General features: G+C 30.6%; 14 protein-coding genes. 11 read left to right on the top strand and 3 right to left on the bottom strand.

Features of this window, described 5'->3' with window-relative positions; all coding sequences use genetic code 11:
* Positions 1-148 precede the first annotated feature (148 nt).
* Genes Q0617_RS02750 through Q0617_RS02765 form a run of 4 tightly spaced genes read left to right on the top strand, consistent with a single transcriptional unit; the run spans position 149 to position 1,946 of the window.
* Positions 149-358: a CCE_0567 family metalloprotein gene (locus Q0617_RS02750; RefSeq protein WP_298750235.1), complete on the top strand. Its 210-nt coding sequence runs from the start codon at positions 149-151 to the stop codon at positions 356-358.
* Between the two features lie 6 nt (positions 359-364).
* Complete coding sequence (locus Q0617_RS02755; RefSeq protein WP_298750237.1) at positions 365-619, top strand: hypothetical protein; 255 nt, start codon at positions 365-367, stop codon at positions 617-619.
* Positions 609-1,601: a leucine-rich repeat domain-containing protein gene (locus Q0617_RS02760; protein ID WP_298750239.1), complete on the top strand. Its 993-nt coding sequence runs from the start codon at positions 609-611 to the stop codon at positions 1,599-1,601. The genes Q0617_RS02755 and Q0617_RS02760 overlap by 11 nt, the downstream gene beginning before the upstream one ends.
* 24 nt (positions 1,602-1,625) lie before the next feature.
* On the top strand, positions 1,626-1,946 hold the full coding sequence (locus Q0617_RS02765) for a nitrogen fixation protein NifQ (RefSeq protein WP_298750241.1): 321 nt from the start codon (positions 1,626-1,628) through the stop codon (positions 1,944-1,946).
* Positions 1,947-1,968: 22 nt separating this feature from the next.
* Here the strand turns inward: Q0617_RS02765 and Q0617_RS02770 are convergent, their stop codons facing one another.
* Positions 1,969-2,865 (bottom strand): RluA family pseudouridine synthase, encoded by an 897-nt coding sequence (locus tag Q0617_RS02770; protein WP_298750243.1) that lies wholly within the window; start codon positions 2,863-2,865, stop codon positions 1,969-1,971.
* 142 nt (positions 2,866-3,007) lie between these two features.
* Between Q0617_RS02770 and purB the strand changes: the two genes are divergently transcribed.
* The 5 genes from purB (at position 3,008) to Q0617_RS02795 (ending at position 9,577) form a co-directional block, all read left to right on the top strand.
* A complete protein-coding gene (gene purB / locus Q0617_RS02775) occupies positions 3,008-4,336 on the top strand; it encodes an adenylosuccinate lyase (protein ID WP_298750245.1) in 1,329 nt (442 codons plus the stop codon).
* A 29-nt stretch (positions 4,337-4,365) separates the two neighbouring features.
* Positions 4,366-6,750, top strand: coding sequence for a ribonucleoside-diphosphate reductase subunit alpha (locus tag Q0617_RS02780; protein WP_298750247.1), 2,385 nt, complete (start codon positions 4,366-4,368; stop codon positions 6,748-6,750).
* Positions 6,751-6,796: 46 nt separating this feature from the next.
* Positions 6,797-7,816, top strand: a complete 1,020-nt coding sequence (locus Q0617_RS02785) for a ribonucleotide-diphosphate reductase subunit beta (protein ID WP_298750249.1) — start codon at positions 6,797-6,799, stop codon at positions 7,814-7,816.
* 128 nt (positions 7,817-7,944) lie between these two features.
* Positions 7,945-8,853 (top strand): putative phage abortive infection protein, encoded by a 909-nt coding sequence (locus Q0617_RS02790; protein ID WP_298750252.1) that lies wholly within the window; start codon positions 7,945-7,947, stop codon positions 8,851-8,853.
* 274 nt (positions 8,854-9,127) lie between these two features.
* Positions 9,128-9,577 carry a thioesterase family protein gene (locus Q0617_RS02795; protein ID WP_298750255.1) on the top strand — a complete coding sequence of 150 codons (450 nt, stop codon included), beginning with the start codon at positions 9,128-9,130 and terminating at the stop codon, positions 9,575-9,577.
* 24 nt (positions 9,578-9,601) lie between these two features.
* Here Q0617_RS02795 and Q0617_RS02800 read toward each other — a convergent pair whose 3' ends face one another.
* Positions 9,602-10,213: a LysE family translocator gene (locus Q0617_RS02800; protein WP_298750257.1), complete on the bottom strand. Its 612-nt coding sequence runs from the start codon at positions 10,211-10,213 to the stop codon at positions 9,602-9,604.
* 125 nt (positions 10,214-10,338) lie between these two features.
* Here Q0617_RS02800 and Q0617_RS02805 point away from each other — a divergent pair, with 125 nt between their 5' ends.
* Positions 10,339-10,719 carry a VOC family protein gene (locus Q0617_RS02805; protein WP_298750259.1) on the top strand — a complete coding sequence of 127 codons (381 nt, stop codon included), beginning with the start codon at positions 10,339-10,341 and terminating at the stop codon, positions 10,717-10,719.
* 161 nt (positions 10,720-10,880) lie between these two features.
* The gene (locus Q0617_RS02810; RefSeq protein ID WP_298750261.1) at positions 10,881-11,870 is read left to right on the top strand and encodes a hypothetical protein; all 990 of its coding nucleotides are present in this window, start codon (positions 10,881-10,883) and stop codon (positions 11,868-11,870) included.
* 46 nt (positions 11,871-11,916) lie between these two features.
* Here the strand turns inward: Q0617_RS02810 and Q0617_RS02815 are convergent, their stop codons facing one another.
* Positions 11,917-12,138, bottom strand: a complete 222-nt coding sequence (locus tag Q0617_RS02815; protein ID WP_298750263.1) for a hypothetical protein — start codon at positions 12,136-12,138, stop codon at positions 11,917-11,919.
* Positions 12,139-12,153: the final 15 nt, after the last annotated feature.

Here is a 12,153-nt window from a genome sequence, read left to right on the forward strand (position 1 = left end):
AAAAGTACGACTCGTCGTACTCTTTAGGATTTCTCAAAGAGAGTGCAAGCACAAGGCTTCTTTAAAGGTGGCTTTGCCATCTTGTAAAAAGAAGTAGAAAATGAAAGGTTCCCTTTTAAATTGGGAACAAATTTAAAAGGAGAATATTATGGCAGATTTAACACCTGAACAAAAAGAGAAGAAAAAAGAGTTAGCAAAATACAAAAGAAAAGTTGTAGAAAAAGCTGGCGTTATGCATGATATTGTTGAAGATACAATCTGGACTGACTATGTGAAGTTGCCTCAACTTAGTGAAGAGATAGGCTTAGCTATGAAAGATGTTGAAAGCTTTCTAGACGAACATCCTTATTTAAGATAAAATACTATGGAAGATTTAAAATATAAAATTATTTGTGAATGTGGAGAGAAAACAGTTCTTGATGCAGTAAAAATATTTGAAACTACAGATCTTCCATATAAGAAAGCTAAAAAGTTAGTTACAGGATGTAATAAAACTTGTTGTAGAAAACCTCTTATGGCATTGTTTAATATGGTCGACTTTGGATTTGTTGATTATGAAGAAGTATCATTTTTAATAGATGCTATGAATGATAGATTAAAGGGACAAAATGAGAAGTAAAATTGAAGATTTTGTTAGATGGGTTCATACAAACGGATTAAGCGCTTTCATTTCCACTCATATTGATGATATAAACGGCATGACTCATTTGGATTTATCAAAAAAGAAAATCCGAGAAATCCCCGAATCCTTTTCTGTGTTGGAAAATCTAACAGTTTTAAAGCTATCAAATAATAGATTAACGAAGTTACCCAATTGCATAGGAGACTTTAAATATCTAAAAAACCTACAATGTGAAAATAATTTACTTACAGAACTTCCAAGTAGTATTGGAAACTTATCTAAACTAATGATTTTAAATCTAAATGGGAACAGACTAGAGTATCTTCCAAAAGAGTTATATGACTTGAAAAGTCTTACAAGACTTACATTAGCTGCAAACAAGATAAAAGAGTTGGATAAGGATTTAGAAAAGCTAAATAAGCTTTTATACTTCTCTTTAGATACTAATGAGTTAGATGAACTTCCTGATAGTTTTTCTAAGATGAAGTCTTTATATTATTTAGATGTTTCCTTTAACAACTTAACTAAATTACCCAACTCTATTTCTCAAATAGAAGAGCTACAAACACTACTTTTAGAGGGAAATCAAATAGATGATTTACCATCTTTAGAATCTCATGATATGCTGATAAAACTTGATTTAAGTGAAAATTCCTTGAAGTCATTGGACTTTAATGTTAGTAAATTAGAAGATTTGAAAATTCTTATTTTGGATAATAACTTTTTAACAACACTACCTGATGAGGTGTGTGAATTAAGCAATTTAAACAATTTGAGTATAAGCTCAAATTCCCTAATAAGACTTCCAGAAAATATTGGAGAGCTTCAAAACCTAGAAGAGTTGGATTTAGAAGATAACAATATTAAAAGATTGCCAGAGAGTTTTACAAAGCTAAAAAAGCTAAAAAACCTATATTTAGCTGATAATAATGGAGTAGAAAAGCCTGAGGGAATGGAATTTGAATATTGTGACTTATAAGAAAGCAATTTAAAGGAGTTTAGTATGCTTGATTTAGAACTTATGGAAAAAGAGGTTTTAGCTCTTTTAGTAAAACATGCAAATAATGAAGATATAAAAACTACCCTAGCTCCTCTTATAGCAAAAACTTCTATCGAGATGGGACATCTTTATTCTGACTTGGGATTACCAAGCAGAGCAGAGATGGGAAAACTTATGAGTGCAAACTTCTCAACACTAGCAAAAATGAAACCTGATGATGTTAGATGGAAAAAGTATCTATATGACTGTATAGGAAAAACTGCACCTGCGTGTGCAAAGTGTACGGATATCTCAAACTGTTTTAACTGCTCATTAGCTTCATAATTTAGGGTAAACTATTTTTAGTTTACTCCATAAACTTATTATATAAATCTTTGTTTTTAGAGTATATTTTATATAAAACACCCTCATAACTAAACTCTAAATAGTTAGCATGAAGCCATAATCTATGGCAACCACTTACCTCTTTTCTTTTTTCTTCATCTAACATTCTATCTAAATAAGCATCAGCAAATTCATCCTCAACGCCATAAATAGGATCACCTAATATGGCATGACCTATAGAATAAAGATGTACTCTTATTTGATGTTGTCTTCCTGTTACTGGTATGGCCTCTACAAGTGTTAAATCTTTTTTTTCATTATATTGTAAGGGATTAACTATGGTTTTTGATTTCTTTCCTTCTAACCCTGCTTCCATTCTCACCCCTATATTTTTACCCTCTTTTTGAATAGAAGTATCAATAGTAACAGACTCTTTTAACTCACCTTTTATTATGGCTAAGTAAGATTTTTTGTATTTTTTCTCTTCAAACATTAATTTTAGCTTAGATTCTATATCTCTATCTTTTGCACACATAATTAATCCAGAGGTTTCTGCATCAATTCTATGTACTAAGTTGGCATCAGGCCCGAAATGATAGCGCACTTCGTCCAATAAACAGTATTCTGTATTCTTGCTAATTGGATGAACAACAATTCCAGAAGGTTTCTCAAAAATAGCAAAGAATTTGCTTTGAAATAGTGGTTTTAAGCCTCTTGTATGACCTTCAAATTGTGCCATGTAAATTAAGTCTGAATCTATAATATCACCATATTTTAAAGTATTGAAAGTTTCATCAAAAACTCTTCCTTTACTAATAGACTTTTGCGCTGTAGACGTCTTTATCTTTAGATTTTTGACTAAATGCACTTGGATTTTTTCTCCAGAGAGTGCGGGGTATTCTTTTAATATGAACGGCAAAACTATATCCTTAAATTAAGTAAAAATTAACCAAAAATTAATAAGATTCTTTGACTAAAGTAGATAACATATCATATTAAAAAAAATCGAAATTTATGATAAAAATACAAAAAATTTAAAAAGTGCTACAAGGAATTTATGAATGGTTGAAAGATACGCAAGAGAAGAGATGAGCTCAAAGTGGACTCAACATGCAAGATATGCTGCATGGCTTGAGGTAGAAAAAGCAGCAGTGAAAGCCTGGAATAAAATTGGGCTTATTCCAGATGCTGATTGTGAAAAAATAGTTAAAAATGCTACGTTTTCTGTTGAGAGAATAGAAGAAATCGAAGCTGTTACAAAACATGATTTAATCGCATTTAATACAAGTGTATCTGAATCACTTGGGGAAGAATCAAGATGGTTCCATTATGGTATGACTTCATCAGATGCTGTTGATACTGGTGTTGCAATTCAAATGAGAGACTCTTTAGAAATCATCATTGAAGATGTAAAGATGTTAATGGAATCTATTGAAAAAAGAGCCCAAGAGCATAAATTTACTTTGATGGTAGGAAGAAGTCATGGTATTCATGGGGAGCCTATTACATTTGGTTTGACTTTAGCTGTTTGGTATGATGAAGTGAGCCGTCATCTTAAAAATCTTGAAGAGACTATGGAAGTTATCTCTGTGGGTCAAATCTCTGGAGCTATGGGTAACTTTGCCCACGCACCACTTGAGCTTGAAGAGTATGCAATGGCAGAGCTTGGACTTAAGCCTGAGCCTTGTTCAAATCAAGTAATTCACAGAGACAGATATGCAAGACTTGCAACTTCACTTGCGCTACTTGCAAGTTCTGTTGAAAAGTTTGCAGTACAAGTAAGACACTTACAAAGAACAGAAGTATATGAGGCTGAAGAGTATTTTGCAAAAGGGCAAAAAGGAAGTTCAGCTATGCCACATAAAAGAAATCCAATTTTAACAGAAAATATCACAGGACTAGCACGTATGATTAGATCATATGCAACTCCTGCTATGGAAAATGTAGCATTATGGCACGAAAGAGATATTTCACACTCTTCAACTGAGAGATTTTGGTTGCCAGATGCTTTTATTACAAGTGATTTTATGTTACATAGAATGAACAACGTAATTGCTAACTTAACAGTTATGCCAGAAAACATGATGAAAAATCTAAATCAAACTGGTGGATTAGTATTTTCACAAAGAGTATTATTAGAACTTCCAAAAGCTGGAGTTTCTAGAGAAGATGCTTATAGAATAGTTCAAAGAAACGCAATGAAAGTTTGGGAAGAGATACAACAAGGTAAATCAACTACAAATGAAAAAGGCGAATCTTTATATTTACAATATTTATTAGGGGATGAGGAGTTAAGAAACTCTTTATCAGAAGAGCAAATAAGAGAGTGTTTTAATTTTGACTACTACACTAAAAATGTAGATGCAATTTTTAAAAGAGTTTTTAAATAATAAAATAAAATCTATTTAAAGGTAAGATGATGGCTTTAATGATTCAGAAAAGAAATGGTAGAAAAGAGGTTTTAGATATAACTAAAATCCAAAAGATGACAATTGCAGCAACACAAGACTTAGAGGGTGTTTCTCAAAGTGAGTTAGAACTTGATTCACAAATAAAGTTTATTGATGGAATGAGTTCATCTGATATTCAAGATGCCCTATTAAAAACAGCAATTGAAAAAATCGATATTGATGTTCCAAATTGGACTTTTGTTGCAGCAAGACTGTTTATATTCAATCTATATCACAGAGTTGGAAGAACAACAAATAGCGTAAAAGGTGAAGCTTACTCACATATGAGCAATTATATAAAAGTTGCACAAGAAGCTGGAAGAATGATTCCAGGATTAGAGAGTGGATATGATTTAGATGATTTAGATAGTTATTTAAAGCCAGAAAGAGATTTACAATTTAATTACCTTGGTATTAAAACATTATATGATAGATACTTAATCAAAGATAGAAATTCTGAGCCAATAGAGTTACCACAACATATGTTTATGGGTATTGCTATGTTCTTGGCACAAAACGAAGATAATAAACAAGCAAGAGCAAAAGAGTTCTATGATGTTGTTTCTAAATTTGAAGTTATGTTAGCAACTCCAACACTAAGTAATGCAAGAACAAATAGACACCAACTATCATCTTGTTATATTGGATCAAGCCCAGATAACATCGAAGGTATTTTTGATGGTTATAAAGAGATGGCACTACTATCTAAGTTTGGTGGTGGTATTGGTTGGGATTGGAATCAAATTAGAGCCTTAGGTGGAGCTATTGATGGTCACAAAAGTGCTGCTGGTGGAACTGTTCCATTTTTAAAAATCACAAATGATATTGCAATCGCTGTTGACCAATTAGGTACTAGAAAAGGTGCAATTGCAGTTTATTTAGAGCCTTGGCATATGGATATCTCTGATTTTCTTGACTTAAAGAAAAACTCAGGGGAAGAGAGACGAAGAGCTCATGATTTATTCCCAGCACTTTGGATTTCAGATATTTTTATGCAAAGAATCATGGAAGACTCACACTGGACACTATTTGATCCAAATGATGTAAAAGATTTAAGTGAACTTCATGGGGAAGCATTTGAAAAAAGATATATAGAGTATGAACATGATGATTCTATTGTAAAAGAGAGAATCAAAGCAAAAGATTTATGGAAGAAGATTTTAACTTCATATTTTGAATCTGGTTCTCCATTTTTATGTTTCAAAGATAATGCAAACAGAGCAAATCCAAATGGACACGTTGGACATATCAGAAGCTCAAATCTTTGTACAGAGATATTCCAAAATACAAACCCAAATAGATATAAGATAAAATTAGAGTTTGAAGATGGTGTAATAGAAGTACATGATGAAGATGATACTATTAAAGTGGATTCTGGAATAGTTAAAAAAGCAAATAAAGTAACAGCCCTAGACTCTATTGGTGGTAAAAAAATCTTTATAGTTGAAAAAGAGAAAACTGATGGTGATACAGCAGTTTGTAACTTGGCTTCTGTTAACTTAAGTAAAATCCATACAAAAGAGGATATTGAAAGAGTTGTTCCAACAGCCGTTAGAATGTTAGATAATGTTATTGATTTAAACTTCTATCCTCTAAGAAAAGTAAAAGCTACAAACCTAAAATCAAGAAGTATTGGTCTTGGTGTTATGGGTGAATCTCAAATGCTAGCAGAAGAGAAGCTTGCATGGGGAAGTTCAGACCACTTGAAAAAGATTGATAAAGTTATGGAAGCAATTTCATACAATGTAATCAAATCAAGTTCTGAATTAGCAGTTGAAAAAGGTATATACCCTACTTTTGAAGGTTCAAACTGGTCAAAAGGTATTATGCCACATGACCATGCACCACAAGCTGTAAATGCTTTAGTAGATAAAGACTTATTTGATGCTGGTTATGATTGGGATGCACTTAGAGAACAAGTTAAAAAAGATGGTATGAGAAATGGATACTTAATGGCTATCGCTCCTACTTCATCTATTTCTATTTTAGTTGGAACTACACAAGCAATCGAACCTGTTTATAAAAGAAAATGGTATGAAGAGAACTTATCAGGACTTATTCCTGTTGTTGTTCCAAAATTAAGTCCTGAAACATGGTCTTATTATACACCAGCTTATGATGTGGACCAATTGGATATAATCAAAGCTGCAGCAGTAAGACAAAAATGGATTGACCAAGGACAAAGTACAAATATCTTTATGTCTTTAGATAAAGCAAGTGGTAAATATATGCACCAAATTTATACTTTAGCTTGGCAATTAGGTCTAAAATCAACTTATTACCTAAGAAGTCAATCACCAGAAGCTGCAAATGATGTGGAAGATAGAAGTATGGAGTGTTCAGGTTGTCAATAAGATAATCTGATTTCCCATAAGAAGAAAAATAATATAAGGCAAAACAGTGGCAAGAAAAACTATATACAATCCAGAATCAAAAGAGAGTTTAAACGATAGAAGAATTTTTGGTGGAAATCCAGATGGTATGATAAATTTCACTAGAATGAAATACCAATGGGCAATAAACCTGTGGGATACTATGGAAGCTAATACTTGGTTTCCAAGAGAAGTACAAATGACAGGTGATGCAAAGGATTATAAATACCTAACTGCACCAGAAAAAAGAATGTATGACTTAGTTTTATCTCAGCTTATTTTTATGGATTCGCTACAGACAAATAACTTAATGGATAATATTAACCCTTATATAACAGTTCCAGAAATCAATGCTTGTCTTTCAAGACAATCATATGAAGAAGCAAATCACTCAAAATCATATGCAGTTATGGTTGAGTCAATTTCTGATAATACAGATGAGATTTATGACAAATGGAAAACTGATACTCAATTAAGAGAAAAAAACAACTACATAGCGGCTGTTTACGATAACTTATCTGATGATATTACAGATGAAAAAATGGTTTTAGCAATGTTTGCCAACCAAATCTTAGAAGGGCTATACTTCTATGCAGGTTTTGCAGCAATGTATGCCCTAGGAAAATCAGGGAAGATGTTAGGAAGTTCTCAAATGATAAAATTCATCCAAAGGGATGAAGTAACACACCTACTACTTTTCCAAAATATGATTAACTCTACAAGAAAAGAGAGACCTGAACTATTTACTCCTGAGTTAGAACAAACTGTAAGAGGAATGTTCAGAAAAGCAGTTGATTTAGAAGCTTCTTGGGGGTCATATATTACGCAAGGTCAAATCCTAGGTTTTACAGATGGAATCATCAGACAATATATTGAGTATCTAGCAGATAAAAGATTAGATGCAGTAGGATATAAACCAGAATATAACGTAAAACATCCAATACCATGGGTAGATGGATATGCAAGTTTTAATGACCAAAGAACGAATTTCTTCGAAGGAAACGTAGTTAACTACAGTAAAGGTTCAATCGACTTCGACGATTTTTAATAGGTCTTTTAGACCAATCTCTGCGTTGGAGGAGTTTTTTAACTCAGTCACCTACTACTTGTAGGCTCCTTCGCCAAAAAACTCCCCCGCCTTGACCTTGACTAAAATACCTATTAAAAAGGATTTAGATGTTTATCAATCAAATTTCTTCAAATAAAAAAGATAATAAAAAAAAGTTACCATGGGTTTTAATATCATTTGGATTATTTGCATTATTCTGTATTGTTAGCATATTTGGATATTACAAGATTATATTTTGGAATTTTACTATTACATCAGATACAGAAAGTTTTGGACAGTTTGGAGACTTTATTGGTGGTACATTAAATCCAATATTAGCATTTTTAAGTTTCATGGCATTACTTTATACTATCAAAATTCAAACAGATGAATTGAAACTTTCAAGAGAAGAATTAGAAGCAACTAGGGAGGAATTAAAAGGTTCTAGAATTGCACAACAAGAGCAGAGTGAATCTTTAAAACTTCAAAATAAAGCTACAGAATTACAAATTTTTGAAAATACTTTTTTTAAATTACTTGACCTTTTTATTGAGAATAAGAATAATTTTTCAGTTAAACCTTCTATAGGAAAAACTTCTTATTCTTTAGAAGCAATTAAATTACTTTTAGGTTGGTATAAAAGCTACAATAGTTATGATGAGTTTAATAATAATCATGAAAAAAATACTGGTGTGTATTTTGGGCAAATATATCAAATATTAAAATTTATTGATAATAGTAATATTGAAAATAAACAAAGATATGTAGGTATTTTTCGAGCCCAATTTATGAAAGATGAATTAGAATTCTTATTTTATCATTGTTTAGGAAGTATTGGTAAAAGAAGATTTAAAAAACAAGTTGAAGAGTATGAATTTTTTGAGCATATTTCATTTAATGGAAATATTGGAAAAGAGTTATTAAAATATAATATTAAGGCTTTTGGAAAGAATGAAATAATATTAGAAATATACAATAAATTAAAAAATAAAAGCCAAAACACCAAAGAAATCCCAGCCTTTGTCAAAGCCGAGTAGTTTTAAATTTTTTTCGGAAAAAGTCGAGGACTGTCTGAGTGAAAAAGAGTGATAAACTCACTCTTTTTTGCGAGTTCCGCAGACTAGAAAACAAATTTGAAACTGGGAGGGAAGCTTTGCCTTTGACAACTCGGCTGGTGGCTTTTTGCCTTACTTTTTAACACTAAAAAGTAAGAAAGCGAAGAACTTGTTCTTCAAGAGAATATTTAAAGCCCAAACTTAAACCCCTTTAGTTAAAATATTCCATACAATTTATCAAATATAAGAGGCAAGAATGTTCACAGAACTAATAAGACCAAGATTTTTAGAAACAGATGCTTTAGGGCATATAAACAATAACACTTATGGAGTATGGTTTGAATCTGCTCGTGACCCAATTTTCCATATCTTTATGCCAAAGGTTGATGTAAAGAAGTGGAATCTTGTGATGGCTCATAGCTCTTTTGATTTTCTAAAAGAGGTATTTTGGGGTAAGGAAGTGATTGTTAAGACAGGGATTTCTAAGATAGGTAACTCTTCCCTTGAACTATGTCATGCCGTTTATCAAGAAGGTAAGCTATGTACTACTGGAAAGTGCGTGCTTATTCATTATAACTTTGAGACAAAAGAGTCTATTCGTATTCCTGATAATATAAGAGAAGAGTTAGAAAAAGATCTATTTACAATATCGTGGTTTACTTCTTTAAATGAGTTAGAAGAGTATATAAAAAGTAGCAAAAACTAAATATTATTTTTGCTACTAAAATAGTTATTCAAATATAAACGGTATCACAGAGGCTATAAGTAGTATCGCCATGATGATATTGAATTTTCTTACATGACTTTCATCTTTTATAAATCTTTTCAAAGCAACCCCTCCAATAGCCCATGTATTGGTTGAAAGCATTCCTGATAGTAAAAAAATAAGAGATATAATTAATACTTGTGTAATACTATCCTCTTTGGAGCTTACAAAAATAGATATAGAAGTAAGTGACATAATCCAACCTTTTGGATTAACCCATTGAAATAGTGCTGCTTGTATAAAACTAAAAGGTTTACTTTTTTCTTTTATATTCATACTTCCTTTGCTAGTTGCTATTTTATATGCCATCCAAAAAAGATAAGCTATTCCTACAACTTTGAGTACTTTTAAAACTACTGGAAACTTTTCAAATATAATTCCAAAGCCTAGTCCCACAAGTAAAACCATCAAAGAAAAACCTAATGTCACACCAAGTATATGTGGAATAGTCCTTTTATATCCAAATGTTAGTCCAGAAGATAAAAGCATAATATTATTTGGTCCTGGAGTCATAGTACTACTTACAGTAAATGTTGCAATAGAAAGTAGCATGGTAAAGGCATAAAACTCTTCCATTAGAACTCCTTTTAAATTTAGTGAGGTAATTATATCTGTTAAAATTTTTTTACTCTATACATATATTGATATAAAAATTATCTATTCTTGCTAAAAGATATCTCTATAATATGATATAATTTTTCATGATAAAAATAAACCACTTAGATCATCTTGTATTAACTGTTAAAGATATAAATAAAACTGTTGAGTTCTATACTCAAATATTAGGCATGGAAAAAGAGATTTTCAAAGGCTCTCGTATTGCTTTAAAGTATGGTAACCAGAAGATTAATCTTCATGAACTAGGAAATGAATTTGAACCAAAAGCTTACAATGTAAAAGAAGGAAGTGCAGATTTGTGTTTTATTGTAGATACAAAAATTGAAGATGTAAAAGAGTTTTTAGAATCACAAGGTATAGAAATCATAGAAGGAATAGTTCCAAGAACTGGTGCAATTAGCAATATAAAATCTATTTATATAAGAGACCCTGATATGAATTTAGTGGAGTTATCAAACTATTAGTTAACTTTTATCCTCTGTCTTCAAATAAATAATAAATATTCCATAGTAATGATAAAATTATATTTATATTACTTTTTTAAAATATTTAAATTGTATTAATATTCATTATGCTACTATGCAAAGAAATTTTATGCTATTTAATACATAAAGTAGGAGTAATAATGAAAAATAAGTTTAAATTTGTAGGACAAATAACAATAATATTATCTATTGTTTTTTCTTTTCAGGCCTGTTCTTTAAAGGTTCCTTTAAAATCTGTTGAGAAATCTGAAAATACATATGTACCAACTCTAGAAGAAAAAGAGATTACAGAAATAAGTTTTATAGATGGACTAGGAGATAGTCCTCAAATAGTTACTGGTATATTTGAAAAAGCAATATTTTTGGAAAATGACAAAAAAAGTATTGAAGCGTATTCTTTCATATCAAATGCAATAAAAAAAGAGTTTTTAGCAAGAAAACTACCTGTAAAGTTTGTTGAAACATCAAACGAATCATTGGTTTTAAAGAAGTTTGAAATTTTTACACATAGAAGCACTGGATTTTCACCAATTGTTACAATATCTATGTTAAAAGTTACTGTAAATATTGGTAGTGAGGAAAAAATATTTACATCAGTTATAAAAAGAGGAAAAGTGCCAATATGGTCACCTGATGAATTAAATGACCCTTGTTTTAATGAACCTATTATGCTTATGGTAAAAGAAATTGTTGCAAAAATTAATAAAGCTTATTTCAATTATAAATTAAGTGATGAAAAAGTTGCAGAAATAATAAATAAAATAGAAAATGAAATAACAACAAAAGATAACCTAAACTATATTAATATGTATGAATTAGGTTTCTCAAACAATAAAAAAGCTCTTGATACTGTAAAGCTTTATAATAGTAGTACTGATGAATATTTAAGATTATCATCTATTGCAGTAGTAGGTTTATTAGGAGGAGAAAAAGAGTTCTCATACTTAACAAATATTTATAGAAATGCAAAACTTTGGCAAGATAGAGCAATGGCCTTGAAGTCAATTGCTGATATAGGAACAAAAGAGACTAGAGAGTTTATTGATAGGGAGTATAATCTTTGGCAAACTCAAGATACAAAAGAAGGTAAGTGGAATAGTATGATTTTAAAACTATATGAAAAAAATTGATTTTTCATATAGTTTTAAATATGAATTTAGTGGAGTTATCTAACTATTAGTTAACTTTTTCATCAAGAAAGAGTTTTATTAGAAGTAGCGTTAAGACAAAGAACAATGAATTTAATATAAGATAGAGACTATCTAGAAGTTCTGATGTTGTTAAACTATCTGTTTGATATTGAAAATTAATCAAATCAACTATTCCCATAGAAACAAAATATGAAAAAAGTATAGCAATGGTTAATTTAAAAGCTTTTATAGTATTTACAGTTAACATATAAGTATCCTAAAA

The organism is uncultured Arcobacter sp. (assembly GCF_937982575.1).
GTDB lineage: Bacteria > Campylobacterota > Campylobacteria > Campylobacterales > Arcobacteraceae > Arcobacter.